Genomic DNA, 26,336 nt, shown 5'->3' on the forward strand with positions numbered 1-26,336 from the left:
CCGGTGCCCCAACTCGCAGGAAGCGGAACCGACATGACCACGGCGACCACCCTGACCACGGCGACGGCCACGGCGACGGCCACGGCGACGGCCACGGCCATGACCACGACCACCACCACCACGACCTGGCACACCGAGGACACCCTGCTCGCGATGGCCGTCGTCATCGCGCTGCTGCTCTCCCTTCTCGCGGCCGTGGTCGCCGGCGTCCTGGCCCGCTCCGACGGCGCCACCCTCCCGGCCGCCGCCTCCCGCGCCGGCGCCGCCTTCGCCGCGACGCTGGCGCTCGCGACGGGTCTGCTGGCCCTCCTCAGGTGAGGGGGCCCGCCGGGGCCAGCAGGGCGTCCGCGACCGCCGTGCGGGCGTACAGGACCGAGCGGCCGCTGCGGTGGGCCGTGACCAGGCCCGCGTCGCGCAGGGCGGTCAGGTGCTGGGAGACGCCCGCGGGGGACAGGCCGCTGGACCTGGCCAGCTGCGTCGTGGAGGCCGGGGTGTCCAGCTCGGCGAGCAGCATCGTGCGGGAGCGCCCCAGTACGGCGGCCACCGCCTCCGTGGCGGTGGTGCCCCGGGGCTCCCACAGGTTGCCCACGCCCCGCGCCGGGTACGCGAGCTGTGGCGGCTCCCCCGCGAGCGAGCGGGTCAGCACCCGGGGCCAGGCGAACGCGGAGGGCACCAGCAGCAGGCCGGAGCCCGGCTGGTCCCGGGTGAGCGAGCACTGGCGGTGGACCAGCCCCAGGGTGCCGTCGTCCCACCGGACGGTCTCGTGCAGCTCGTTGAGCACGTGCGCGGCGCCGTGCTCGGCCACCTGCCGGGCGCGGTGGAAGACGTCGGCCTCCAGCAGCTGCCGGACCCGGGCCCAGTACGGGGCGAGGGCGAGCTCCCAGTACGCCTCGATCTCCGCGGCCACCTTCTCCAGGCCGGCGTCCGGGTCCTCGTACAGCAGTTGCATCCGCGGGGAGGTGGTGCCGAGCTTGTCCAGGTCCCGGCGCAGCTGCTCCGGCGTACTGGCGCGGATCGCGCCGAGTTCGGCGGCCAGGGTGGGGAAGGGGGTGGCGGGGACCGGGTTGAGGAAGTCCGCGAGGTAGCCGCGGGGCGGGATCAGGTCGGCCAGCCAGCCCGCGTGGAGCCCGGCGCGTACCACGCGGGGGCGCACCTGGGCGGCCCAGCACTGGTGCAGCGGTGACGCCGCCGGGTCGCGGAGCAGGCGGAAGCCGGTGACGACCTCCCACATCGGGGACACCGCGAAGCGCATCTGCGCCAGGTCGGCGGCGGAGAAGTCGAGTACGTACTCCATGTCCCGTGCCCCCGTCCGGCCCGTGGCGGGCGCTGCGCGGCGGACGACCGCACGCCCTCGGGCCCGTTTGGATTCGGTCTGAGCTTAATCAATTCGCCCGCGGGCGCCCGGCGCGCAGGCTCCTCGCATGTTCTCGACCTTCCGCGGACTCCCGCCCACCGTCTGGACCGTCTTCGCCGGCTCGATCGTCAACCGGATCGGCTACCTCGTGACGCCGTTCCTCGTCTTCTTCCTCGCCGACCGCGGGGTCACCGGGTCCGGCGCGTCGTATGTCCTCGGCGCGCTCGGCGCCGGCAACCTGCTCGGCCCGGCCCTCGGCGGCGTGCTCGCCGACCGGTTCGGCCGCCGGCCGACGATGCTGCTGGGGCTGACCGGTGCGAGCGCGGCGCAGGGCGCGCTGTTCGTCGCCCCCGGGGTGGTCACGATGGCGGCCGCCGCGCTCCTGCTCAGCGCGGCCGGTGCGGTGGTGGGGCCCGCCGCGTACGCGCTGATGGCCGACACCGTGGACGCCGGGCGCCGGCGGCGGGCGTACGCGCTCTTCGGCTGGGGCGTGAACATCGGCACCGCCGTCGCGGGCGTCCTCGGCGGTTTCCTCGCGGAGCGGGGGTACTGGCTGCTCTTCGCCGTGGACATCGGCTCGATGCTGGTCTACGCGGCCATCGTGGCCACCCGGCTCGCCGAGCCGCCGCGCACGGTGAAGGAGGCGGACGGGGCCGGGTACGGCGTCGTCTTCCGCGACCGGCTCGCGCTGGTGCTGCTCGCGGTGCTCGGCGCACAGCTCTTCGTCTACTCGCTCACCGAGGTCGCCCTGCCGCTGGCCGTTCGCGACAGCGGGCTGTCCCCGGCGGTGTACGGCGCGATGGCGGCGGTCAACGCGGTGCTGGTCGTCGCCCTGCAGCCGTTGGCCACCGCCCGGCTGGCCGGGCTGCCGCAACTGCCGGTGCAGGCCGCGGGCGGGGTGCTGGTCGCCGCGGGCGTTGCGCTGACCGGGCTGGCCGACGGCGTCGTGGGGTACGCCCTGTCGGTCGTCGTCTGGTCGCTGGGCGAGCTGGTGGTGGCGGGGATCGCGGCCGCGGTGGTGGCCAACCTGGCGCCGGCCCACGCCCGCGGCCGCTACCAGGGCGCGTACAGCTGGGTCTGGGGCACGGCCCGCTTCGCCGCCCTGACCCTGGGCGTCGCCGTCTACACGGGCCTGGGCCCGGCGGTCCTGTGGTGGACCGCCCTGACGGTGGGCCTCGCGGCCGCCGCGGCCATCCTGGCCCTGACCCGCCGCATCACCGGCCGCCTCACCCACGAACTGGCGGCGTGACGGCCCGGGCGCCGGGGCGCGCTCCCGGTCCCGGCGCCGGAAAGACGGCCCGACGCCGGTCGAGCCGCCTCATGGGTGGTGCGTCCTCCTCTGCCGGAGGTCGGATTGCCTTCGGTCCCGCTACTTGCAGGCGCCTGCCTTGAATCCGGGCTGCGGGCTGCCGTGCTGGCCGGGGACGCACTGCTTGTCGCCCGGGCCGGGGCGGTCGGCCAGTGCCGGAGCCGCGGACGCGACGCTGGCGAAGCCGGCCAGGAACACGGCCGCGGTCAGCCTGCGGATCTTCGTCGCCCTGAAGGCCTTCATCTTCCTGGTTCCCTCTGCGGATGGACTGCGGTGCCGCGGGGTGCGCCCACCCCCGGGGAGAGGGGCCGCTCTCGGTGTCAGCGGGCTACTGGCACCTGCGTCCGGGTGGCCCGTCCCTTGCGGTCGTGCATGCCACCCCTCCACGCTAGACACTCCGGACAATCCAGATCAAGAGCCCGGCGGGCCGGGGCCGCCTGCCGGCCCCGGAGACGCCCCGGCGCCGAGCGGGCAAGCCGCCCCGCCCGGGGCCGGCCGAGACGGAAGCCGACACGGGAAAACGCCAGAGGACCGGCCCGCTTGAGCGGTCCGGCCCCGGCCTCGTGCGGACGGCCCCGGACGGAGGCCAATGGAACCGGAACCGCAGCTGCTGCTCGGCTACTTACGGCCCTGAGGTGGCCACATCCGAACAGGGCCGAACGGACGCGAATGAGACCAGAACCGAGACCAGCCCTGTCTCGGCTGCCGGTGGTCACTGCGAGGATCGGAACTAGTCAGGTGAGTGAGGATCCCGGCCTCGGAGAGATTGCTCCGCGATGGCAGAGATGCGTCTGACCTGCTCTCGTAGCCGGGCAAGCTCAGCGGCCTGTTGCGGTCGTGCCACGATCTCGGACAGGGCGGTGACGACGGTTTCCTGGTGGTCGCCGGTGCCCAGCACCTGGGCGGCACGGCCGAGCAGCATGGCATCCACTCTGACCAGGCGGCTCGAATCCGGCGCTGATGGAGTGGTGGGCGCGGGGGTCGGCCGGGTCCCGGGGCGGGGTGTGGCCGGTGCCGGAGCCGGTCGGGGCTCAGCCGTCGGCGAGGCTTCGGGCGCAACGCTGTCGGGGCTGCCGAGTACGGCGACCACAGGCTTCCGGTAGCAAACGTTTCTACCAGTCTTTGTTGTGTAGACGATGAGTTCCATGGCGAGGTCGCAGACGGCTGGGCCGCTGAGGCGCTCCAACGCGTCTGTCAGCTCGGAGAGCTGGGCCGCCACCTGCCACGAGCTCGTCATGAAGTGGAACGTGCCGAGCTTGGGTGCTCGTAGGCAAGACCGCCGCCTCCGCCTCCTCCTCCGTTCGGTTGAGGCTCGCCACCCAGTAGCCCGGCAACCCGGGCGGCCACATCGGCATCGTCGGTGGTGACACGCCAGGCATCCAGGGCTTGGGGCCGCCCGTCGGACAGCCGTCCCTGGTGGAAGCGTCCGGCTCGGGTGGTTGTGCTTTCCGTCATTCGGGAACCTTGGCAGAGCGGGCAACAGGCAAACGCGTCACCTCCCTGCCGGGCTGGATGCGGTGTGCCGCTACGCCACGGCAGGGTGGCGCTCCCCATGGTGCCCCGACGGTCACGGTTGCGTGGGCGTACATCAGGCCTGGTTGTAGAGGGTCGCCAGGTCGATCAGCCGGATGTCCGGGTCGGCTGCCGCTGCGACGTGTGCCTTGTCGTTGAATCCGGCTCCGCTGAAGCAGATGAGCCGGGTGTTGGTCGTGTCGTAGCGCCCGGCCTGGGCGGTGAGGTCGCGGATGTGCCGGAGGCGCTCGATGTGGGCGATGCCCATGGTGTCGTTCCACTTGGCCTCTCCGATGGCCAGCAGTGGTGGCTTGGCGCCGTCGGCGATTCCGATGACCGCCACGTCGACCTCGTGGCCGGTACGGGCCTTGGGGTCGTGAACGACACCGTGTCCGACGCGGGCGGGCAGACCGCCCAGGAGCTCGGGGTCGGCGTGATGCAGGGCCCAGTCGCGGCAGACCTGTTCGAAATGGGGCCCGAGGACGTTGCTGACGAAGCGGCGACGGCTGGCCTGCCAGACCCGTGGCGCGCTGCCGGGGCGTTCGAGCTGGTCCCAGACCGGTCGCATGATCGCGTGGTAGAAGCCGATCAGCGGTTCGGCGATGCGATACGTGGGCCGGTTGTCGCGGAAGGCGTCCGCGTCCCGGTGCAGCAGACCCGCGTCTTCGAGGACGTTGATGGGATGGGCGATGTCGGTGGCCTTGCGTTCCAGGTAGCCGGCCATGCCCCCGCGTGTGGCGTTGCCGTCGGCGACGGCGGCCAGGACGGACAGGTACAGGGCGGTGTCGCGGAGGTCGGGTTCTTCGGCCAGTAGGTAGCGGGCCTCGCGGAAGAGAGGGGTTTCGGGGTTGAGGACGGTGCGGACGACCCAGTCGTCGAAGTCATCCGGCCCCTTTGGGGTGTCGCCGCGCGCGAATTCGCGCCGATAGGCCGGGGTGCCGCCCACGATCGCGTTCACCTTCATGGCCAGGTGAGGGTCGGTGATGCCCCAGAACTCGGCGGCCAGGCGGTGGTCCAGGGGCCGGACAACCAGCTCCAGCCCGGCTCGTCCGCGCAGTGGGGCGTTACCTGAGAGCAGCCTGCCCATGAAGGACAGCGCCGAGCCGCACAGCAGCAGCCGGGTACGGGAGCCGGTGCGCTGGTCACGCAGAGGACGCAACGCCTCTTGGATGATCGAGGGCAGCTCCGGGTTGGCCTTGGCGAGGTACGGAAACTCGTCGATCACCACGGGGACGGGCCGCTCGGCGCCGAGCGCGAGGAGTGCGTCGACGGCCTCTGCCCAGTCGGCGAAGTGGAACGGGCTGGCGGGGCGGACGTGGGCGGTCAGCGCTGTGCTGATCCGCCGTAGCGACTCGGCATCGGCGGCCTCGGTCGCACCGAAATAGAACCCTCCGGCGGCACGGCAGGCGGCGTCCAACAGGAACGTCTTGCCCTGGCGGCGGCGCCCGGAGACCACGCCCAGAGTTGCGCCGGCCTGCGGATCGGTGATGAACCGGCTCAGCGCCGACCACTCGTAGTCCCGGTCGAACATCTCGGCAGGCTTGTCCACGAGGGCTCCAGATATAGAAGTACACCTACATAAAACATACCCCTAGTTCTGGCGTCCGCGGTGTGTCCCCGCCGTTCTCGACGTCGGCCGCTCCCAAGGGCGCCCTGGTGCACGCGGTTAATGTCGCAAGTGAATGAGACCGAAACTGAGACCAAGGCACGCCGAAGACCCCGGCCGCTGGAGCGGTCCGGGGTCTTCGTTTCGCCTGTTCAGGCGGCTGCGGAGGATACGAGATTCGAACTCGTGAGGGGTTGCCCCCAACACGCTTTCCAAGCGTGCGCCCTAGGCCTCTAGGCGAATCCTCCGCCGCAAACAATACAAGACGTTGAGGGGTGCTAGCGAACGTGATCGCCGACGGGGGCTCCCGGTGGGGAGCGGGGTCGATCGCCGGGCCCTCCATCCGCTACGCTGGGCCCAGCCCCTCACGTGGCGCTATCTCACCCAACTCCCCCAGGGCCGGAAGGCAGCAAGGGTAAGTGGGCTCTGGCGGGTGCGTGGGGGGCGCTTTGCGTTTCCGGCGCGGGTGCGGATGCCGGTCCACCTGCGGCCGCGGGTGTGTGCGGGGCGCGTGGTTCCGCCGCGGGGCCCCGTGGGCCGGGGGATGCGGCGGCGCCCGGTTGTCGGCGGGCCCGGATAACCTCGTAAACGTGTCGTCCCTTGCGCTGTACCGCCGCTATCGCCCCGAGTCGTTCGCCGAGGTCATCGGGCAGGAGCATGTCACTGCACCGCTGATGCAGGCCCTGCGGAACAACCGGGTCAATCACGCGTACCTGTTCTCCGGGCCGCGCGGCTGCGGCAAGACGACCAGCGCGCGCATCCTCGCCAGGTGCCTCAACTGTGAGCAAGGTCCCACTCCCACGCCCTGCGGGGAGTGCCAGTCCTGCCGGGACCTGGCCAGGAACGGGCCGGGCTCGATCGACGTGATCGAGATCGACGCCGCGTCCCACGGTGGTGTCGACGACGCCCGTGACCTGCGGGAGAAGGCCTTCTTCGGGCCCGCCTCCAGCCGGTACAAGATCTACATCATCGACGAGGCCCACATGGTCACGTCGGCGGGCTTCAACGCGCTGCTCAAGGTGGTCGAGGAGCCGCCGGAGCACCTCAAGTTCATCTTCGCCACGACCGAGCCCGAGAAGGTCATCGGGACCATCCGGTCGCGCACCCACCACTACCCCTTCCGCCTCGTGCCGCCCGGCACCCTGCGCGAGTACCTCGGCGAGGTCTGCGGGCGCGAGGGCATCCCGGTGGAGGACGGCGTGCTGCCGCTGGTCGTGCGCGCCGGCGCGGGTTCCGTGCGTGACTCCATGTCCGTCATGGACCAGTTGCTGGCCGGCGCGGCGGAGGACGGTGTGACGTACGCCATGGCGACGTCCCTCCTCGGGTACACGGACGGCTCGCTGCTCGACTCGGTGGTCGACGCCTTCGCCGCCGGGGACGGCGCGGCGGCCTTCGAGGTCGTGGACCGGGTGATCGAGGGCGGCAACGACCCGCGCCGGTTCGTCGCCGACCTGCTGGAGCGGCTGCGCGACCTGGTGATCCTCGCCGCCGTGCCCGACGCGGGCGAGAAGGGGCTCATCGACGCACCCGCCGACGTCGTGGAGCGGATGCAGGCCCAGGCCTCCGTCTTCGGTGCCGCCGAGCTGAGCCGTGCGGCGGACCTGGTGAACGCCGGGCTGACCGAGATGCGCGGGGCCACCTCGCCCCGGCTCCAGCTGGAACTGATCTGTGCCCGCGTGCTGCTGCCCGCCGCGTACGACGACGAGCGCTCCGTGCAGGCCCGCCTCGACCGCCTGGAGCGCGGCGGTGCCGCCCTCGCGGCGGCGGCAGCCACGGCCGGTGCCGTGCCCGCCGGACCGGCCATGGGGTACGTGCCCGGGCCCGAGGCGCACCAGATGGCGCCCGTGGCGCCCGGTGGCGGTGCCGCCGCGGCCCGTGCGGCGGTACGCGGCCCGGGTGCGGCCCCCACTGCGCCCGCCCCTGCCCCCGCCCCCGAGGTCCCGGCCGCCGCTCCGGCCGCCCACGCCGCCCCCGAGGCCCCGGCTCCGGCCGCCCAGCCCCAGCCCCAGCCCCAGCCCGCCGCGCCCGGCGCCTGGCCGGGCGCCGCCCAGCCGGGCTCAGGGCTCCCCGCCGCCCCGGCGGCCCCCGAGGCCCCGGCGCCGGCCGCGCCCGCGGCACCCGGGGCCCCCCAGCGGGGCGCCTGGCCCAGCGCGGCGCAGCCGGGCTCCGGCGTCCCCGCGCCCGCCCAGCCCGCCCCCGCTCCGCAGCAGGCCCCGGCGCAGCCCCAGGCCGCCGCCCAGCCCGCCCCGGCGCAGCCGTCGCCCGGCATGGCGCAGGGGGCCGGCCAGATCCAGGCCATGTGGCCCGGCATCCTGGAGGCGGTCAAGAACCGCCGCCGTTTCACGTGGATCCTGCTCAGCCAGAACGCACAGGTCACCGGCTTCGACGGCACGACGCTCCAGCTCGGCTTCCCGAACCCGGGCGCCCGCGACAACTTCTCCAGCAGCGGCAGCGAGGACGTGCTGAAGCAGGTCCTGGCCGAGCAGTTCCAGGTCAACTGGAAGATCGACGCCGTGGTCGGCGGATCCCCCGCCGGCGCACCCGCCATGGCGGCCGGGGCACCGTACGCAGCGCCGCCCGCGCCCGTACAGCCGCAGGCGTACGCCCCCGCCCCCGCGGCTCCCGGTCCCCAGGCCGCCCCGTACCAGGCCCCGTCGGCCCAGCCGCCCGCGGCCGAGCCGCCCCGCGCCCACCAGCCCCCCGCCCCCGTGCCGGTCGCCCCCGAGGACGACGTCCCGGAGGAGGACGACCCGGACCTCGTCGAGAGCGCCCTCACCGGCCACGACCTGATCGTGCGGGAGCTCGGGGCCACGGTGGTGGAGGAATATACGAACGAGTAGGGCGGCCCGCTTGGGTGCCCGCACAAAGATCTCCAGGCCAGGCGGGCTAGGCTGCACCCGTGAAGGTCCTCGTCATCGGCGGCGGCGCCCGCGAACACGCCCTGTGCCGCTCTCTGTCCCTCGACCCCGACGTCACCGCGCTCCACTGCGCCCCCGGCAACGCCGGGATCGCGGAGGTGGCGGAACTCCACCCGGTCGACGCCCTCGACGGCGCCGACGTGACGCGGCTGGCCACCGAGCTGGCGGCCGACCTGGTCGTCGTAGGCCCGGAGGCGCCGCTGGTGGCCGGGGTCGCCGACGCCCTCCGCGCGGCCGGCATCCCCGTCTTCGGCCCGTCCGCGAAGGCGGCGCAGCTGGAGGGCTCCAAGGCCTTCGCCAAGGACGTGATGGCCGCCGCCGGCGTCCCGACGGCCCGCAGCTACGTCTGCACCACGCCGGAGGAGATCGACGAGGCGCTGGACGCCTTCGGCGCCCCCTACGTCGTGAAGGACGACGGCCTGGCCGCCGGCAAGGGCGTGGTCGTCACCTCCGACCTCGCCGCCGCCCGCGACCACGCCCTCGCCTGCGACCGCGTGGTCATCGAGGAGTACCTGGACGGACCCGAGGTGTCGCTCTTCGCGATCACCGACGGCACCACCGTCCTGCCGCTCCAGCCCGCCCAGGACTTCAAGCGCGCCCTCGACGGTGACGAGGGCCCGAACACCGGCGGCATGGGCGCCTACTCCCCGCTGCCGTGGGCCGACCCCAAGCTGGTCGACGAGGTCATGGAGACGGTCCTCCAGCCGACCGTCGACGAGCTGCGCCGCCGTGGCACCCCCTTCTCCGGCCTGCTGTACGCCGGCCTGGCGATCACCGGCCGCGGGGTGCGGGTCATCGAGTTCAACGCCCGCTTCGGCGACCCCGAGACCCAGGTGGTCCTGGCGCGCCTCAAGACCCCGCTCGCGAGCGTCCTGCTGAACGCCGCGAAGGGCACCCTCGACACCGAGCCGCCGCTCAACTGGCGCCCGGACGCGGCCGTCACCGTGGTCGTCGCCTCGCACAACTACCCGGACACCCCCCGCACCGGAGACCCGATCGAGGGCCTCGCGGAGGTCGCCGCCGAGGACGGCCCCGAGGCGTACGTGCTCCACGCCGGCACCCGCAAGGAGGGCGACGCGGTCGTCAGCGCGGGCGGCCGCGTGCTGTCCGTGACCGCGACCGGATCCGATCTGGCGCAGGCTCGTGAGCGGGCGTATAAGGCCGTCGCCCGGATCCGGCTCGACGGCTCGCAGCACCGCACCGACATCGCGGAGAAGGCCGCCGAAGGCCGCTGATTCCACGGGCGACCCCGCTGAGCAGGGGTTCGGACGAACGAGGGCCCGGCCCGCGCAACGCGCGGCCGGGCCCCTTCGTACGACAGCATCAGGCCGCCTTCGAACGCACCCACCTTTACCCAAAGCCATTCCATCGGGTGAGCGATCCCCTATCCGGCTGACGCGGGCCGAAGCCCCAACTAGGGTGCCGCGCAGGCGTTCCGGCACTTGGCCCACCGGCATTGCGATGTCGGTGACGGGTGCCAGAGTGGGGGAGTGAGCAAAGTCGCCGCAGGGCAGAGGGGGTGACGTCCGGCCGTGTCCGGAACCGCTTTGGGTATCGAAATGGGCGCGCAGTCGGCGCGCCTCCGCGCCGTCTCCGTGCTGCGCCTGCGCGGCCGGGCGATGGGCGTCGCGCTGCTGCCGGCCGCCGTCGCGGTGGTGCTGGTGGCCGCGCGGGCCACGGGCCGGCTGGCCGGGGACCCCTGGCCGGCCGTGACGCTCGTGGTGTGCGGGGTCGCGGCGCTGGTGCTGCTGCTCGCCGGGGTCTTCGCGGCCGTGGTGCTGCGGGCCAGCCCGGCGACCACGCCGACGGTGCCGCTCTCCGAGGCCGCCGCGCCCGACCTCTACCGCCTGGTGCGGGACCTGGCCGAGCGGCTGGAGGTGCCCGCCCCCTCCGCCATAGCGCTGACGCCGGACTGCGACAGCTGGCTGGAGGACCGTACGCACGCCACGCACCGCCGCGCCATATCCGGTGATCCCCCGCCGCGTGACGCCGACGCGGGCTTCGGTACCGCACCCGTGCTGGTCATCGGCTCCCCTTTCCTCTGGTGGATGCGGGTGGCGGAGCTGCGTGCCGTGCTGGCCCCGGTGGTCGCGGGCACGGGCCCGTCGGCCCAGGTGGACATAGCCGCCGCCCGGCGGTTCGTCCGCGGCCTGGACGCGGCCGTCGCCGTCGGCCGGCGCCGCGGCCTCGGGTACGTCGCCTGGCTGGGCCGGCTGCTGCTGCGGCTGTGCCGGGACGACGCGGCCGAGATGGAGCGCGGCGTCGCCACGGCGGCTTCCGAGCGTGCACAGGCTGTGGACTACGGACTGAGGATCGTCGCCCAGGAGCAGGTCGGCCTCGCCTACGCGGGCTGGGACCGGCTGCTGACCCGGGTCGCGCTGCCCGCCTGGCGGCTGGGCCGCTGGCCCTCCCGGCTGGACGCGGGCGTGGTCTCCGCCCTCACCGAGCTCTCCCGGCGCGACCGGCTGGCCGAGGGGTTCACCTCGCGGCTGGGCGAGCGCCCCGCGTGCGACCTGCTGGAGGAGCCGGGGGTGGTCGACGAGGCCGCCTCGCTGCTGGCCGCGCGGCTCTTCCACGGCGGACCGGCCGAGCCGGGCCCCGACTGGTCCCCGGTGGACTGGTCGGCGTACCCGGAGGAGGTCGTGGACCGCAAGTGGCGCGTCGAGGCGGCCCGCCTGCACCGCGCCCTGGACGCCCTCCCCCTGCCGGGCGGCGGGTACGGCCCTCGGAACGCCGCGGGCACGAACGCCTCCGACACCGCCGGCCCGGTCCCGGACCCGCTGCGGGCCGTGGTCACCGCCGGCGCCCGTGCCGCGGCGCCCGGCCCCACCCTGGAGCGGGTGCTCGCGTACCTCTCCGGAGGCGAGGGCGACGCCCTGGCCGGCCGGATCGCGGCCGACGTGGCCCGCGAGGAGCTCGTCCCGGGCGAGGCCGAGCGGCCGAACGGCTGGGACGCCCTGCCCCTTTTCCCGCTCCAGCCGCCCCGCAGCGGCCGGGACCTGCTGGCCGACCACGTGACCGCGATGGTCTGCTGCGCGGCCGTCGACACCGCGGGCGCCGCCCCCGGCCTCGACTGGCTGGACGGACCCGCCCTCCTCGTGGACGGCGAGCGCCGCAACGATCTCTCCCCGCGGGTGCTCTCCCTCGTGGAGGACGGCGACCCGGAACCGCTGCGGTCCTGGCTGGCCGAACTCGGCGTGCGCGCCGAGAAGCCCGTCCGGCTGGTCTGATCGGCCCGTTCGGCCCCCTGAGCTGCCCGAACGGGCCGGCCCGGGCAGTCGTCAGGCGCGCCCCACCCCCCGCCCCAACCGGACGCCAATGTTCCGTTCACGTCAATTCGCGACGAACGGTGACGGAGTGCGTGCGTTATGTGATGTGCTGGGACCAGTCGTGGCCGACAGGCCACGCACCCGGCACACCCCGGCCCCAGCCGGAGGCAGGTCCGGGCGACGTCGGGGGAGCGAGGGAGGGGAGCAGCGGTATGGGTGGTGCGGACCAGATCCGGCGGTGGGAATCGGGTGCCCTCGCGCACGCGGTGTCGGACCCCTTCGGGCAAGGCCCGCTTCCCTGGTTCCGGGGCAGCGAGCTGTACTTCGGCGACACCGGGCAGGTCGTCCCCTGGTACGTCGACCCCGCGGCCCCGGGCCGGCTCGGCGACCAGGTCCCGGCCGCCCCGACCCGTAGCAGCGGCCCCCGGACGGCCGACGACGTCCACCGCCAGATCAAGGGCTTCACGTCCACCGGCGCGGTCGCCCCGGGCGAGGCCATCGACTTCCACATCACCGTCGATCCGCCCCAGCAGTTCTCCGTCGACGTCTACCGCATCGGCCACTACGGCGGCGACGGCGCGGCCAAGATCACCACCAGCCCGCGGCTCTCGGGCATCGTCCAGCCCGCCCCGCTGACCGCCGACCGCACGGTGTCCTGCCACCACTGGTGGCTCTCCTGGCGCCTCCAGGTCCCCTCGTACTGGAACCTCGGCGCGTACGTCGCCGTGCTGACCACGGCCGACGGCTACCGCTCCCACATCCCCTTCACGGTCCGCGACAGCCACCCGGCCGACCTGCTCCTGCTGCTCCCGGACGTCACCTGGCAGGCCTACAACCTCTACCCCGAGGACGGCCGCACCGGCGCCAGCCTCTACCACGCGTGGGACGAGCAGGGCCGCCTGCTGGGCGAGCGGGACGCGGCCACCACCGTCTCCTTCGACCGCCCCTACGCGGGTGCGGGCCTGCCCCTCCACGTGGGCCACGCATACGACTTCATCCGCTGGGCCGAGCGGTACGGGTACGACCTCGCGTACGCCGACGCCCGTGACCTGCACGCCGGCCGCGTGGACCCCACCCGCTACCGCGGGCTGGTCTTCCCGGGCCACGACGAGTACTGGTCCGTCCCCATGCGCCGCACCGCCGAGCGGGCCCGCGAGCACGGCACCTCGCTCGTCTTCCTCTCCGCCAACACCATGTACTGGCAGGTCGAGCTGTCCCCGTCCGCCTCCGGGGTCCCGGACCGCCTGCTGACCTGCCGAAAACGCCGCGGCCCCGGCCGCCCGGCCCTCTGGCGCGAGATGGACCGGCCGGAACAGCAGCTCCTCGGCATCCAGTACGCGGGCCGCGTCCCCGAACCGGCCCCGCTGGTCGTCCGCAACGCCGGCCACTGGCTCTGGGACTCCACCGGCGCCGGGGACGGCGACGAGATCGACGGCCTGGTCGCGGGCGAGGCCGACCGCTACTTCCCCCGCACCCAGCTCCCCGAGCACGAGGGCCGCATCCTCCTCGCCCACTCGCCCTACCGCGACGGCGACGGCGTCCTGCGCCACCAGGAGACCTCCCTGTACCGCGCGCCGAGCGGGGCCCTGGTCTTCGCGTCCGGCACCTTCGCCTGGTCACCGGCGCTCGACCGCCCCGGCCACGTCGACGAGCGGGTGCAGCGCGCCACCGCCAACCTCCTCGACCGGATCTGCAAGCGCGACTGATCTGCGGACCACGAGGACCGCGAGGACCGCGCGGACCGCGAGGACCGCGCGGACCGCGAGGACCACGAGAACCTCCCGCCGGACCGCCCCCTGTCCAAGATCACGGCCAGGTGCGCGAGAATCGGAGTGCTTCATACAGAACCACAGGGAGACACCGTGTCCGGATTCGTCGAAAAGCCCGAGCCGGTTCAGGTTCCGGGCCTTCTCCACCTCCACACCGGCAAGGTGCGCGAGCTCTACCGCAACGAGGCGGGCGACCTCGTGATGGTGGCCAGCGACCGCATGTCGGCGTACGACTGGGTGCTCCCCACCGAGATCCCGGACAAGGGCCGCGTCCTGACGCAGCTCTCCCTCTGGTGGTTCGACCAGCTGGCCGACCTCGTCCCGAACCACGTCATCAGCACCGAGCTGCCCGAGGGCGCCCCCGCCGACTGGGCCGGCCGCACCCTGATCTGCAAGTCGCTCGCCATGGTCCCCGTCGAGTGCGTGGCCCGCGGCTACCTCACCGGCTCGGGCCTCGCCGAGTACGAGCAGACCCGCACGGTCTGCGGCCTCGGCCTCCCCGAGGGCCTCGTGGACGGTTCCGAGCTGCCCGCCCCGATCTTCACCCCGGCCACCAAGGCCGAGGTCGGCGAGCACGACGAGAACGTCTCGTACGAGGAGGTCGCCCGCCAGGTCGGCGCCGAGACCGCGGCGCTGCTGCGCCAGACCACCCTCGCCGTCTACGGCCGCGCCCGGGACATCGCCCGCGAGCGCGGGATCATCCTGGCCGACACCAAGTTCGAGTTCGGCTTCGACGGCGAGACCCTGATCGCGGCCGACGAGGTGCTCACCCCGGACTCCTCCCGCTTCTGGCCGGCCGACCAGTGGCAGCCGGGCCGCGCGCAGCCCTCGTACGACAAGCAGTTCGTCCGGGACTGGCTGACCTCGGCCGAGTCGGGCTGGGACCGCAAGAGCGAGCAGCCCCCGCCGGCCCTGCCGCAGCACATCGTGGACGCCACCCGCGCCAAGTACATCGAGGCGTACGAGCTGCTCACCGGCACCGCCTGGCAGCACTGAGCCGACGCCCCCGCCGGCCCGGCCCCCCACACGGGCGCCGGGCCGGCGGGGCGGCGTGCCCGCACCCGGTGACCCCGGAGAGTCCGGACAACGCAGAAGGCCCGGTCTGATGACCGGGCCTTCCTTCACGAGCGGACGACGAGATTCGAACTCGCGACCCTCACCTTGGCAAGGTGATGCTCTACCAACTGAGCCACGTCCGCATGCGCCGTAGCGCGGGACCTACTATACCCAACCTTTGAGGCGGGCGAGACGCACGGCCGCGTGCCGGTTCTCGGCGCCCAGCTTCGCGGCCGCCGACGAGAGGTAGTTCCGCACCGTCCCGGGCGACAGCGCGGCCCGCTCCGCGATCTCCGCCACCGGCGCGCCGTCCGCCGCGAGTTCGAGAACCTCGGCCTCCCGTGCGGTCAGCGGCGAGTCCCCGGCACTGATCGCGTCGGCCGCCAACTCCGGGTCCACGTACCGGCCCCCGGCCTGCACGGTCCTGATGATCTCGGCCAGCCGACGGGCCGACACGGTCTTGGGCACGAAGGCCCGCACGCCCGCCTCCAGGGCCCGTTTCAGGTACCCGGGCCGCCCGTGACTGGTCACGATCATGGTCCGGCAGCCCGGGAGTTCGGCCCGCAGCGATGTGGCCACGCTCACACCGTCCGCCCCGGGCATCTGAAGGTCCAGCACGGCCACGTCGGGCCGGTGCGCGAGGGCCATCGCGAGCGCCTCCGGCCCCGAGGCCGCCTCGGCCACCACCAGCAGGTCGTCCTCCAGACCCAGCAGCGCCGCGAGCGCCCCCCGGATCAGGTGCTCGTCGTCGGCCAGCAGTACGCGTACGGGCGTCATGCCCCCACCCCTTCCCCGGCGACGGCCGCCGCCGGAACCACGGCCGTCAGCCGGAACCGTCCCCCCGCCACCGGCCCGGCCTCCAGCGTGCCGCCGAGCGCCGCCAGCCGTTCCCGCAGCCCGGCGAGCCCCGAACCCGGCGGGCCCGCGGGCGTCCCGGGCGCCCCGTCGTTCTCCACGGCCAGCACCACGCGGCCGCCCTCCCCCGGGCCGCCGGTGAGCCGTATCAGGCAGTCCCGGGCGTCCCCGTGCCGCAGCACGTTCGTGGTGGCCTCCCGCACGACCCAGCCGAGCGCGGACTGCACCTCGGCCGGCAGACCGCCGCCGGCCGCACCGACCACGCGGCATGCGATGCCCGCCGCGGCCAGCACGCCTCGCGCACCCTCCAGCTCCACGGCCAGATCCGCCTCGCGATAGCCCCGCACCACGTCCCTGACCTCCTTCTGGGATTCCCGCGCGATCCGCTGCACCTCGACCATCTGGTCCATTGCCTCCGGGCGCTCCCGCCGGGCCAGTTGGACCGCCAGCTCGCTCTTGAGGGCGATCACCGCGAGGTTCCGTCCCAGTACGTCGTGCAGGTCGCGCCCGAAGCGCAGCCGCTCCTCGGCGACCGCGAGCCGGGCCCGCAGCTCCCGCGACCGGTCCAGCTCCCGGACCACGCGCACCAGCCACGAGGAGAACCCGGCGGTGACGGAGAACAGCAGCCCGGTGAGCACCACCGCGACCCCGAACGGGACCGCCTCCACGCCCCGGCCGAAGGCGAGCGCCGACGCCGCCGTGAAGCAGGCCCAGCCCAGCACGAGGCAGGTCATCTCCCGCACCCGCCGCAGGCACAGCACGAGCGCGCAGATCCCGAAGCCGACCGGCCCGATCACCAGGGTGAGTCCCAGATCGACGTCGGTGATCAGCCCGCCCGCGGTCATCCCGAACACGCCGAGCACGATGGCCGCGGTCAGCGCCGTCAGCGCGTACGCGGTCCTGTCGGGGCGCTCGCGCCGCCCGGCCGCCCAGGCCAGTGCCCGGGCGGAAAGGGTGGCGCAGAGGCCCGCGTGCGCGCAGACCAGGATCCCGATGCCGACCGCGAGCGGGGTCGGCCCGAGCCGCCCGCCCGTCGAGCCCAGCGCGATGGTCAGCACCTCGATCAGGGCGAAGGAGTGGAAGGACCACCGGGTGTACAGCTCGACCTTGGCCGCGCTGCCCCGCCCCGCCCACCAGCCCGTCAGTCTGGACATCCCTGCTCCCCCCGTCGCGTCCGGCCGCACCGCGGACCGGGCGCCCGCCGTCCCGTACGTCAGCGCCGCGGCTCCCAGCGGAACCACCGCCCCACCGCCGACACGGTGATGATCGCCCATACGAGCGTCATCACGCCCGCCTGGAACAGGTCCCCCGCGCCGTCCGTGCCGAGCCAGCCCGCACGTACGAACTCCATCACCCCGCTGAAGGGCAGCAGTTCGCAGAGATCGCCGACGGGCCCGGGGAGCGCGTCCCGCGGGATCGTCATTCCCGACCCGAGGACGGTGACGAGGAAGAGCGGCAGCGTGGTGAGCCCCGCGCTCTCGACGGTGCGCGTGACCGCGGAGGTGAGCGCGGACAGCCCGGCCATGAGCGGTACGGCGGCCAGCACGCCCAGCAGCAGGAGCTCGGGCCGCTCCGGCCCGGGCACGCCCAGCACCGCCACCCCGCCGGCCGTCAGCACGGCGCACTGGACGAGGGCGATCACGGTGGCCGGCAGCGCGGCCCCGGCGAGGATCTCGGGGTCGGTCGCCTCCCCCGTACGCAGCCTCTTGAGCACCAGTTCCTCGCGGCGGGCGGTGTAGGTGGCGACCAGGCCCATGTAGACGACGAGCAGCAGGGTCATCCCGGTGCCGCCGACGAGGGTGGCCGTGCCGGCCCCCATGGGGAGGTCGCGCGACGGCATCCCGGCGACCACCGAGCGCAGCACGAACAGCATCAGCGCGGGCATGAGGAGGGCCGTGAAGAGCCCGTTGCGGTTGCGCAGCAGCAGGGTCAGCTCGGCTCGCCCCAGGGCGCCGAGCCGGGCGGGGCTGACGGCACCGAGCGCGGGGCGGTCCTGCGGGCCGCGGCCTCCGCCCTTCGCGTGCGGCAGGTGCGGGCCCCCGGTGGCGTGCCGGAGCAGGCGCCCGGCGGCCTCCCGGCCTCTGCTGCGCCCGCCGACGGAGGCCTTGCCGTCGGTGGCCTTGCCGGTGGTGTTGCCGCCGGTGGTGCGGACGGTGCTCATCGGACGGCCTCCGGGGTGCTCGCGGCGATGTCGAGGAACGCCTCCTCCAGGGAGGCGGAGCGGGCGTCGAGGCGGTCCAGCGCGACGCCGGAGTCCTCCGCCCAGCGCAGGAGTTCGGCGAGGGTCTGCTGGAGCGCGGTGGTGCGGATCTCCACGCGGGGCCCGTCGGCCGCGGCCCGCAGCGCCAGCGGCAGCCGGGCGGCCGGCACGCCTTCCGGCAGCCGGAACCTGATGCGGGCCGGGCGGGCCGCGGTGACCTCGTCGGGCGTGCCGGACAGCACGAGTTCGCCCGCGTGCAGGATGCCCAGGCGGTCTGCGAGCTGCTCGGCCTCTTCCAGGTAGTGGGTGGTGAGCAGCACGGTGGTGCCCTCGTCCCGCAGTTCGCGGACCAGGGCCCAGGTGTCGCGGCGGCCCTCGGGGTCCATGCCGGTGGTCGGCTCGTCGAGGAAGAGCACCTCGGGCCGGCCGAGCAGGGCGAGCGCGAGGTCGAGCCGGCGGCGTTCGCCCCCGGAAAGCTGCTTCACCCGTACGTCGGCCCGGGCGGCGAGTCCGACGCGCTCCAGCACCTCCGTACGGCGGCGGGCACCGGCGGGTCCGCGGGCGGCGGAGGTGACGCCGGCCCACATCCGGGCCGTCTCGGCGACCGTGAGGTCGGAGGGGAAGCCGCCGTCCTGGAGCATCACGCCGGTGCGCGGCCGGACCTCGGCCCGGCGGCTCCAGGGGTCGAGGCCGAGGACGCGGACCTGCCCTTCGGCGGGGCGCGCCAGGCCTTCGAGGAGTTCGACGGTGGAGGTCTTGCCGGCGCCGTTGGTGCCGAGGAGGGCGAAGACCTCGCCGCGTGCCACGGCGAAGGAGACGCCCCGGACGGCCTCGAAGCCGCCCGCGTACGAGCGGCGCAGCCGCTCGGCGGTGATGACGTGCTCGTCGGTTGGGGTCATGCCTCCAGACTTCCGGCGCCCCGCGGTGCCGGGCAGTGCGCGCTGTCACGGCCTCCGATGACATTTGTCATCGGGGCCGCGGAACCGGAGGCGGGAGGCACGACCGGGCCGATGGGCCGGGAACCGCTCGAAGCCGAGGGTCCGGGAACGACCGGGAAAACGCAGAAGGCCCGGTCTGATGACCGGGCCTTCTTTCACGAGCGGACGACGAGATTCGAACTCGCGACCCTCACCTTGGCAAGGTGATGCTCTACCAACTGAGCCACGTCCGCATGGTTCCGACCGTCGGCTTGGAAAACCGGAGCCGCCGGGCGGTGCGAGCACCACTCTACCTGATCCACCGGAGTGGTTGGCAAAGCGATGCAGAGCGGGTGACAGGAATCGCACACTGCGCCTTCCCCCTGGAAGGGGGATGTTCTGCTACTGAACTACACCCGCACGACCTTCGAGGCTTTGACCTGCGGTCTTGCCCGTCGGCGTGATCCACATACTAGCGGATCCCGGGGGGTGCTTGGCAAATCCGTTCCGGCCCGCCGGTCCACGGGCCCGGCCCGGACCCGCGGACCGGCGGGCGGACCGTCAGTGGGCCTCGCTGTACGCCTCGTAGACCTTCTTGGGGATCCGGCCCCGCGGGGGCACGTCGAGCTGGTTCGAACGGGCCCACGCACGGACGACCGCCGGGTCGGGTGCGAGGGAGGTGTGCTTGTAGGTCTTGCCCGAGCGCGCCTGCCGCCGGCCGGCCGCCACGTAAGGCGCCAGGCTCTTGCGCAGTTTCTTCGCGTTCGCAAGATTGAGGTCGATCTCGTACGACTTACCGTCCAGTCCGAAGACGACCGTTTCCGCCGCTTCTCCGCCATCGATGTCGTCGGAGATCGTGACTACTACGCGCTGCGCCACGGATATCGGCCCCTTCATGTCCCAACACCGCGTTGACGTGCGGCGATGAAGACTGTATGGATGTTTCGGAACAATGCGTCTTCACCGGGGAATCCCCGTGGATTCCTTTGTACCGCGATTCGCAATGAAGTGGGAAGCCCAGTTAATTGCCTCCGCGTGTCCCACCGCAATCCCGGACGCGGGGTTTTCCGGGCGATTTTGTGAAGTGTTGGTGCGTCCGAAACCCGCCGCGGGAACGGCGCCGTGATCTGCGCGTGATCGGGGCAGGCGATATCTACCCGCGTAGAAATTTCGGGCGGGTACGCTGAAGGAACCGCCGCACCAACCACCTTTCGGGAGTGCCAGTGGCACGCGTCGTAGTCGACGTCATGCTCAAGCCGGAGATCCTCGACCCCCAGGGCCAGGCGGTGCAGCGTGCACTGCCGCGCCTGGGCTTCGAGGGCATCGCCGACGTCCGCCAGGGGAAGCGCTTCGAGCTGGAGGTGGAGGGACCGGTCGACCAGGCCGCCCTCGACCGCATCCACGAGATGGCCGAAACGTTCCTCGCCAACACCGTCATCGAAGACTTCACCGTGAAGGTCGAGGCCTGACGGTGACCACTCGCATCGGAGTCGTCACGTTCCCCGGAACGCTCGACGACCGTGACTCGCTCCGTGCCGTCCGCCTCGCGGGCGCCGAGCCGGTCTCGCTGTGGCACCGCGACAAGGACCTCCACCAGGTCGACGCGGTCGTCCTCGCGGGCGGCTTCTCCTACGGCGACTACCTCCGGGCGGGAGCCATCTCCCGCTTCTCGCCGGTCATGGAGACGATCATCGAGCAGGCCAGGGCGGGCATGCCCGTCCTCGGCATCTGCAACGGCTTCCAGATCCTCACCGAGGCCCACCTGCTGCCGGGCGCCATGCTCCGCAACAACCACCTGCACTTCATCTGCCGCGACCAGAAGCTGCGCGTCGAGAACGCGCAGACCGCCTGGACCGGCGACTACGAGCAGGGCCAGGAGATCTCGGTCCCCCTCAAGAACATGGACGGCCGCTACGTCGCCGACGAGCGCACGCTCGACGAGCTGGAGGCCGAGGGGCGGGTCGCGTTCCGTTACGTCGACTTCAACCCGAACGGTTCGCTCCGCGACATCGCCGGCATCACCAACGCGGCGGGCAACGTCGTCGGCCTGATGCCGCACCCCGAGCACGCCGTCGAGCCGCTGGTCGGCACGGGCCGCACCGATGGCCTGCCGTTCTTCACCTCGGTACTGAAGAAGCTGGTAAGCGCATGACCCTCGACACCGTCAAGAACGCGACCGAGACCCCCGACGCGTCCCAGCCGTGGAAGGAGCTCGGCCTCAAGGAGGACGAGTACGCCCGGATCCGCGAGATCCTGGGCCGCCGTCCCACCGGTGCCGAGCTCGCCATGTACTCGGTCATGTGGTCCGAGCACTGCTCGTACAAGAGCAGCAAGGTCCACCTGAGGCAGTTCGGCGAGAAGGCCCCCGAGAACGACGCCATGCTCGTCGGCATCGGCGAGAACGCCGGCGTCGTCGACGTGGGCCAGGGCTACGCGGTCACCTTCAAGGTCGAGTCGCACAACCACCCCTCGTACATCGAGCCCTACCAGGGCGCGGCCACCGGCGTCGGCGGCATCGTCCGCGACATCCTCGCCATGGGTGCCCGCCCGGTCGCCGTCGTCGACCCGCTGCGCTTCGGCGCCGCGGACCACCCCGACACCAAGCGCGTCCTGCCGGGCGTCGTCGCGGGCATCGGCGGCTACGGCAACTGCCTGGGCCTGCCCAACATCGGCGGCGAGGTCGTCTTCGACTCCTGCTACCAGGGCAACCCGCTGGTCAACGCCGGCTGCATCGGCGTCATGAAGCACGAGGACATCCACCTCGCCAAGGCCTCCGGCCCCGGCAACAAGGTCATCCTCTACGGCGCCCGCACCGGCGGCGACGGCATCGGCGGCGTCTCGGTCCTCGCGTCCGAGACCTTCGACGACACGAAGCCGACCAAGCGCCCCGCCGTCCAGGTCGGCGACCCCTTCCAGGAGAAGCTCCTCATCGAGTGCACCCTGGAGATCTTCAAGGAGAAGCTGGTCGCGGGCATCCAGGACCTCGGCGGCGCCGGCCTGTCCTGCGCCACCTCCGAGCTGGCCTCGGCCGGTTCCGGCGGCATGCGGGTCGAGCTGGACACCGTCCCGCTGCGCGACGCGACGCTCTCGCCCGAGGAGATCCTCATGAGCGAGTCGCAGGAGCGCATGTGCGCGATCGTCGAGCCGCAGCACGTCGACCGCTTCATGGAGATCTGCGAGAAGTGGGACGTCATCGCCACCGTCATCGGTGAGGTGACCGACGGCGAGCGCCTGGAGATCTTCTGGCACGGCGAGCAGATCGTGGACGTGCCCCCGGGCACCGTCGCCCACGAGGGCCCGGTCTACCACCGCCCGTACGCCCGTCCGGACTGGCAGGACGCCCTCCAGGCCGACGACGCGAACAAGCTGCCCCGCCCGGCCACCTCCGAGGAGCTGCGCGCGCAGGTCCTGGCCCTGGTCTCGTCGCCCAACCAGGCGTCGAAGTCCTGGGTCACCGACCAGTACGACCGCTTCGTGCAGGGCAACACCGTCCTCGCGCAGCCCGAGGACGCCGGCATGGTCCGCATCGACGAGGAGACCAACCTCGGCGTGGCCATGGCGACCGACGGCAACGGCCGGTACGCCAAGCTCGACCCGTACACGGGCGCGCAGCTCGCGCTGGCCGAGGCGTACCGCAACGTCGCCGCCACGGGTGCCAAGCCGCTGGCCATCTCCGACTGCCTGAACTTCGGCTCGCCCGAGGACCCGGCCGTCATGTGGCAGTTCGCCGAGGCCACCCGCGGTCTCGCGGACGGCTGCCTGGAGCTGGGCACCCCGGTCACCGGCGGCAACGTCTCCCTCTACAACCAGACGGGCGACACCGCGATCCACCCGACCCCGGTCGTGGCGGTCCTCGGTGTGATCGACGACGTCACCCGCCGCACGCCGATGGCGTTCAAGGAGGAGGGCCAGCTGCTCTACCTCCTCGGCGACACCCGCGAGGAGCTCGGCGGCTCGGCCTGGTCCCAGGTCGTCCACGACCACCTCGGCGGCATGCCCCCGAAGGTGGACCTGGGCCGCGAGAAGCTGCTCGGCGAGATCCTGATCTCCGCCTCCCGCGACGGCATGATCGACGCCGCGCACGACCTGTCGGACGGCGGCGTCGTCCAGGCGCTCACCGAGTCCTGCCTGCGCGGCGGGAACGGCGCCCGCGTGGTCGTGCCCGAGGGGCTGGACGCGTTCACCTTCCTCTTCTCCGAGTCGGCGGGCCGGGCCATCGTGTCCGTCCCCCGCAGCGAGGAGCTCCGCTTCACCGACATGTGCGGCGCCCGGGGCCTCCCGGCCACCCGCATCGGTGTCGTGGACGGCGACGCGATCGAGATCCAGGGCGAGTTCGCCATCCCGCTGGCCGAGCTGCGCGAGGCCCACGAGGCGACCATCCCGGCGCTGCTCGCGTGACGCCGGTCCGGGAGCGCACCCGGCCCGAGCGGCCGTAGCGATTCCGTTGCCCCCGCGGCCCTTCTGGGCCGCGGGGGCGCTTCGCATACTGGCGGCGTGAGTGACCACGTCAAGTTCCTGCCGCCCGCCGCGATACCCGAGGGCGGCGCCGCCACCTGGTCCGCCGAGGACGCCGAGCGCTGGCGCGCGGCCGGCCCGCCCGCCGTCTTCGCCCCGAACGCCGGGAGCTGGGTGCTCTGGGTGCTCGTGTTCGTCTCGATCGTGCTGGTGGCCTGGAACGAGCCCGAGGCCGCGGTGGGCGGCACCGGCTGGGAGGCCCACTGGGAGGGGTACCCCGAGGCCGTGCTGATGGTCGGCCTCCCGCTGGCCTATCGCCTCGCCCCGTGGCTGACGCTCGTGATGTCCGGCCTGCTCGGCGCCCTGATGCTGCTGTCCTGGGGCGGTGTTCCCGTCGACGACGCGCCGGCCCGGGCGGGCACGGTCCTGCTCCTCGCCCTCTCGGTCTGGACGGCCACCGGTGCCTGGTTCCGCCTGCGGGCCCGCCGGCGCCAGGGCGCGCTGGCCCTGGCCGCCGCGGGCGAGCGGCGCGTACCCGTGCCGGACGGACTGCCCGCCTCCCACCGCCTCCGGGGCCTTCCGCAGCTGCTGTCGGGGGTGCTGCTCTGCCTGGCCGGAGCCGGGCTCCTCGTCTGGGGAGCGGTGGCGGAGGCCGGCGCCGGCACGGCTCACCCGTACGACCCGACGGGCCAGCAGGTCATCGCCCTCCTGGCCCTCGCCCCCGGGATGCCGCTGCTCGCGCGGGGGATGTCCCGGCAGTGGGCGGCCCGCCGGCTGCACGCGGGGCCGCAGCCCGTCCTGGTCGTCGGCGTGCGGGCCGACACCTACGACCACAGCTGGCTCTACCCGAACGCCTCCGACACCACCGGCAGGCCGCTGATCGGCTTCCGCGACCGCTTCGAGGACATGGCCTTCACCGGCCGGACCCTCGTCGGCGGCGCCGAGGAGCGGCTGCGCGCCGACCACCACGACGTCAACGAGTACGCCGAGCCGTACGAGGCGCTGCTCTACGGCGTCCCGCGCGAAGGGGCGGAGGTGGTGATGGAGTTCGCGGACTTCTACGGCGACACCCGGATCGGGGTGCGGATCAAGGCGGTCCCGCTGCTCGCGCGCCGCCGCCATTCCCTGTACGGGTGGCAGCCGGCGGGCACCTCGTACACCCTGGCGCAGCGTGCGGAGCGGGAGGCCCGCCGCGAGCGCCAACGGGCGTCCTCCTCCTCGTCCTCCGACAGCGGCGGCTGCGGGTCCTCCGGGGACTCCTGCGGGAGCAGTTGCGGCAGCAGCTGCGGCGGTGGCTGCGGCGGCGGTGACTGATCGGGCAGACTCGCCGGCATGGCACCCAAGACGCGCAGCTACGACCCGGCGAAGACCAGGGCGGCGGTGCTCGCCCAGTTCCGGCACGTCGCCGAGGCGGTGGACCGCCTGACCGAGGAGCAGCTCGCCGCGGACGCGGGCGTCGGGGAGTGGACCGTACGCGACCTCGCCGAGCACATCGCCTGGGCCGTCGGCTCGCTGGCCGGGGCCGCGGGCCGGCCTCCGGCGGAGAAGGCCGAAGTCACCGTACGGACCTGGCCGTTCACCACCGAGCCCATCGCGGACCGGATCGTGGGCGCGCACCGCGGGGACGAGCCGCTGGACCTCGGGGAGCTGTACGCGCGGACCGGCGAGCGCCTCACCGAGCTGCTGGCCGTGCTGCCCGGCGACCGGCTGCTCGCGCTCTGGATCGGCGGCATGTCCGTGGCGGACTTCGTCGTGACCAGGACCGTGGAGCTCGTCGTCCACACCGACGACCTCAACCGCGCCCTGGGCCTTTCCGTGCCGCTCGACCGTCAGGCCCTGGCCACCTGCGTACGGGTGCTCGCCGATGCCCTCGCGGCCAAGGCCCCCGGCGGCTCCGTCGAGGTCCGCGTGCCGCCCTTCGCCGTGGTCCAGTGCGTGGAGGGGCCCCGGCACACCCGCGGTACGCCGCCCAACGTGGTGGAGACCGACCCGCTCACCTGGCTCCGGCTGGCCACCGGCCGTACCGGCTGGGCGGCGGCGGTGGCGGACGCGGCGGTCAGCGCGAGCGGGGAGCGGGCCGACCTGAGCGCCATCCTGCCGGTGATGAGCTGAGCCGCACCGGGCCCCCGGGCGCCGAACAGGCGGAATTCCAGGGCGTATCCGGAGCAACCGGGCGTGCTGCGGGGCCGATCCGGAACGGATCCGGGAATCGGCGGATCCAGGGGAACCGGCCCGCCGTCCGCCACGTCAGAGCGGCATGCGTACCCATCACGTCATCACCGCGGCCCTCGCCGCGTCCCTGGCCCTGACGGCCTGCGGTGCCACCGAGACCGCAGGCACGGCCCCGGGCGGCAAGGGCGTGTCCGGAGTCAAGTGGACCGTGGAAACACTCGACAACGACGGCAAGCGTGAGGCGGCCCCCGCCGGTGCGGGTGCCCACCTCCTGATCGAAGACGGCAAGGTGCAGGGCAACAACGGCTGCGCCGACTTCACCGCCCCGGCCGAGGCCGACGGCAACAGCCTCACCGTGAAGGACGCCGAGGTCACCGACATCGGCTGCGACCCGGCCGCCATGAAGTTCGGCGAGGCCTTCCAGAAGCTGATCACCGGCAAGCTGACCACCGCGGTCTCCGGTGACCGGCTGACCCTCACCACCGCGGGCGGCGACAAGATCACCCTGACCTCGAAGCCCGAGACGCTCACCCCGCTCAACGGCACCCGCTGGACGGTCGACTCGCTGGTCGAGGGCCAGGCCGTGACCTCCGTCCCGCAGGACGCGAACGGCAAGGCCTGGTTCGTGATCGGCAAGGACGGCGCGGTCCAGGGCAACCTCGGCTGCAATAACTTCACCAGCAAGGCGACCGCGGCCGGCGGCGAGGTGACCTTCGGTCCGCTCGCCTCGACGCGGATGGCCTGCACCGGCCCCGCCGGCGAGGTGGAGAAGGCGGTCTCGGCCGTCCTGAAGGGCAAGGTCGCGTACTCCGTCGAGAGCGGCGTGCTGACGCTGACCGCCCCGAACGGCAAGGGCCTGCGCGCCGACGGCCGGCCGGCCGCCTCCTAGCGGCCCGCACGCGTCCCGTACCGGCCCCGGGTGGGCCGGGGCCGGTACGGGACCC

General features: G+C 73.4%; 21 protein-coding genes, 4 tRNA genes and 1 other RNA gene. 14 read left to right on the top strand and 12 right to left on the bottom strand.

The window, feature by feature from the left end:
* The first annotated feature begins 33 nt into the window (after window positions 1-33).
* Window positions 34-318, top strand: coding sequence for a hypothetical protein (locus ACIF6F_RS11315; protein ID WP_399944443.1), 285 nt, complete (start codon window positions 34-36; stop codon window positions 316-318).
* Here the strand turns inward: ACIF6F_RS11315 and ACIF6F_RS11320 are convergent.
* Window positions 311-1,294 (bottom strand): DUF5937 family protein, encoded by a 984-nt coding sequence (locus ACIF6F_RS11320; RefSeq protein ID WP_399944446.1) that lies wholly within the window; start codon window positions 1,292-1,294, stop codon window positions 311-313. The genes ACIF6F_RS11315 and ACIF6F_RS11320 overlap by 8 nt on opposite strands.
* A gap of 127 nt (window positions 1,295-1,421) precedes the next feature.
* On the opposite strand from ACIF6F_RS11320, the gene ACIF6F_RS11325 reads away from it, so the two are divergent.
* Window positions 1,422-2,603, top strand: coding sequence for an MFS transporter (locus tag ACIF6F_RS11325; RefSeq protein WP_399944449.1), 1,182 nt, complete (start codon window positions 1,422-1,424; stop codon window positions 2,601-2,603).
* A gap of 120 nt (window positions 2,604-2,723) precedes the next feature.
* Here ACIF6F_RS11325 and ACIF6F_RS11330 read toward each other — a convergent pair whose 3' ends face one another.
* The 3 genes from ACIF6F_RS11330 to ACIF6F_RS11340 all read right to left on the bottom strand — a co-directional run bounded on the left by ACIF6F_RS11330 (window position 2,724) and on the right by ACIF6F_RS11340 (window position 6,029).
* Complete coding sequence (locus ACIF6F_RS11330) at window positions 2,724-2,906, bottom strand: hypothetical protein (RefSeq protein ID WP_399944451.1); 183 nt, start codon at window positions 2,904-2,906, stop codon at window positions 2,724-2,726.
* Window positions 2,907-4,251: 1,345 nt separating this feature from the next.
* On the bottom strand, window positions 4,252-5,724 hold the full coding sequence (locus ACIF6F_RS11335; protein WP_399944454.1) for an ATP-binding protein: 1,473 nt from the start codon (window positions 5,722-5,724) through the stop codon (window positions 4,252-4,254).
* A 220-nt stretch (window positions 5,725-5,944) separates the two neighbouring features.
* Window positions 5,945-6,029, bottom strand: a tRNA-Ser gene (locus tag ACIF6F_RS11340).
* 108 nt (window positions 6,030-6,137) lie between these two features.
* Between ACIF6F_RS11340 and ffs the strand changes: the two genes are divergently transcribed.
* The 6 genes from ffs (at window position 6,138) to ACIF6F_RS11370 (ending at window position 14,733) form a co-directional block, all read left to right on the top strand.
* An RNA gene (gene ffs, locus ACIF6F_RS11345) (signal recognition particle sRNA small type) lies at window positions 6,138-6,236 on the top strand.
* Window positions 6,237-6,371: 135 nt separating this feature from the next.
* On the top strand, window positions 6,372-8,621 hold the full coding sequence (locus tag ACIF6F_RS11350; RefSeq protein ID WP_399944456.1) for a DNA polymerase III subunit gamma and tau: 2,250 nt from the start codon (window positions 6,372-6,374) through the stop codon (window positions 8,619-8,621).
* Between the two features lie 59 nt (window positions 8,622-8,680).
* A complete protein-coding gene (gene purD, locus ACIF6F_RS11355; RefSeq protein ID WP_399944458.1) occupies window positions 8,681-9,934 on the top strand; it encodes a phosphoribosylamine--glycine ligase in 1,254 nt (417 codons plus the stop codon).
* Between the two features lie 324 nt (window positions 9,935-10,258).
* The gene (locus tag ACIF6F_RS11360; protein ID WP_399944461.1) at window positions 10,259-11,929 is read left to right on the top strand and encodes a hypothetical protein; all 1,671 of its coding nucleotides are present in this window, start codon (window positions 10,259-10,261) and stop codon (window positions 11,927-11,929) included.
* Between the two features lie 251 nt (window positions 11,930-12,180).
* Complete coding sequence (locus ACIF6F_RS11365; RefSeq protein WP_399944463.1) at window positions 12,181-13,674, top strand: N,N-dimethylformamidase beta subunit family domain-containing protein; 1,494 nt, start codon at window positions 12,181-12,183, stop codon at window positions 13,672-13,674.
* Window positions 13,675-13,830: 156 nt separating this feature from the next.
* On the top strand, window positions 13,831-14,733 hold the full coding sequence (locus tag ACIF6F_RS11370) for a phosphoribosylaminoimidazolesuccinocarboxamide synthase (protein WP_399944465.1): 903 nt from the start codon (window positions 13,831-13,833) through the stop codon (window positions 14,731-14,733).
* 130 nt (window positions 14,734-14,863) lie between these two features.
* Here the strand turns inward: ACIF6F_RS11370 and ACIF6F_RS11375 are convergent.
* The 8 genes from ACIF6F_RS11375 to ACIF6F_RS11410 all read right to left on the bottom strand — a co-directional run bounded on the left by ACIF6F_RS11375 (window position 14,864) and on the right by ACIF6F_RS11410 (window position 19,644).
* Window positions 14,864-14,936, bottom strand: a tRNA-Gly gene (locus tag ACIF6F_RS11375).
* A gap of 22 nt (window positions 14,937-14,958) precedes the next feature.
* Window positions 14,959-15,570, bottom strand: coding sequence for a response regulator transcription factor (locus ACIF6F_RS11380; RefSeq protein WP_399944468.1), 612 nt, complete (start codon window positions 15,568-15,570; stop codon window positions 14,959-14,961).
* Complete coding sequence (locus ACIF6F_RS11385) at window positions 15,567-16,802, bottom strand: sensor histidine kinase (protein ID WP_399944471.1); 1,236 nt, start codon at window positions 16,800-16,802, stop codon at window positions 15,567-15,569. The genes ACIF6F_RS11380 and ACIF6F_RS11385 overlap by 4 nt, the downstream gene beginning before the upstream one ends.
* Before the next feature lie 59 nt (window positions 16,803-16,861).
* Complete coding sequence (locus tag ACIF6F_RS11390; RefSeq protein WP_399944474.1) at window positions 16,862-17,809, bottom strand: ABC transporter permease; 948 nt, start codon at window positions 17,807-17,809, stop codon at window positions 16,862-16,864.
* Window positions 17,806-18,747, bottom strand: coding sequence for an ABC transporter ATP-binding protein (locus ACIF6F_RS11395; RefSeq protein WP_399944476.1), 942 nt, complete (start codon window positions 18,745-18,747; stop codon window positions 17,806-17,808). The genes ACIF6F_RS11390 and ACIF6F_RS11395 overlap by 4 nt, the downstream gene beginning before the upstream one ends.
* Window positions 18,748-18,946: 199 nt before the next feature.
* Window positions 18,947-19,019, bottom strand: a tRNA-Gly gene (locus tag ACIF6F_RS11400).
* A gap of 94 nt (window positions 19,020-19,113) precedes the next feature.
* A tRNA-Gly gene (locus tag ACIF6F_RS11405) sits at window positions 19,114-19,185 on the bottom strand.
* Between the two features lie 141 nt (window positions 19,186-19,326).
* The gene (locus ACIF6F_RS11410; RefSeq protein ID WP_399944607.1) at window positions 19,327-19,644 is read right to left on the bottom strand and encodes an Lsr2 family protein; all 318 of its coding nucleotides are present in this window, start codon (window positions 19,642-19,644) and stop codon (window positions 19,327-19,329) included.
* A 344-nt stretch (window positions 19,645-19,988) separates the two neighbouring features.
* Here ACIF6F_RS11410 and purS point away from each other — a divergent pair, with 344 nt between their 5' ends.
* The 6 genes from purS to ACIF6F_RS11440 all read left to right on the top strand — a co-directional run bounded on the left by purS (window position 19,989) and on the right by ACIF6F_RS11440 (window position 26,281).
* Entirely contained in the window at window positions 19,989-20,234 is a 246-nt protein-coding gene (gene purS / locus ACIF6F_RS11415) for a phosphoribosylformylglycinamidine synthase subunit PurS (RefSeq protein ID WP_352197884.1), read from the top strand.
* Window positions 20,235-20,236: 2 nt separating this feature from the next.
* Entirely contained in the window at window positions 20,237-20,917 is a 681-nt protein-coding gene (gene purQ, locus ACIF6F_RS11420) for a phosphoribosylformylglycinamidine synthase subunit PurQ (protein WP_399944479.1), read from the top strand.
* A complete protein-coding gene (purL, locus tag ACIF6F_RS11425) occupies window positions 20,914-23,163 on the top strand; it encodes a phosphoribosylformylglycinamidine synthase subunit PurL (RefSeq protein WP_399944481.1) in 2,250 nt (749 codons plus the stop codon). Before purQ ends, purL begins: the two co-directional genes overlap by 4 nt.
* A gap of 96 nt (window positions 23,164-23,259) precedes the next feature.
* Window positions 23,260-24,534, top strand: a complete 1,275-nt coding sequence (locus ACIF6F_RS11430) for a hypothetical protein (protein ID WP_399944484.1) — start codon at window positions 23,260-23,262, stop codon at window positions 24,532-24,534.
* Between the two features lie 18 nt (window positions 24,535-24,552).
* On the top strand, window positions 24,553-25,332 hold the full coding sequence (locus ACIF6F_RS11435; RefSeq protein ID WP_399944487.1) for a sterol carrier family protein: 780 nt from the start codon (window positions 24,553-24,555) through the stop codon (window positions 25,330-25,332).
* 145 nt (window positions 25,333-25,477) lie between these two features.
* Complete coding sequence (locus ACIF6F_RS11440; protein ID WP_399944489.1) at window positions 25,478-26,281, top strand: META domain-containing protein; 804 nt, start codon at window positions 25,478-25,480, stop codon at window positions 26,279-26,281.
* The last annotated feature ends 55 nt before the right edge of the window (window positions 26,282-26,336 follow it).

This window comes from Streptomyces sp. NPDC086023 (assembly GCF_044540325.1).
Lineage (GTDB): Bacteria > Actinomycetota > Actinomycetes > Streptomycetales > Streptomycetaceae > Streptomyces.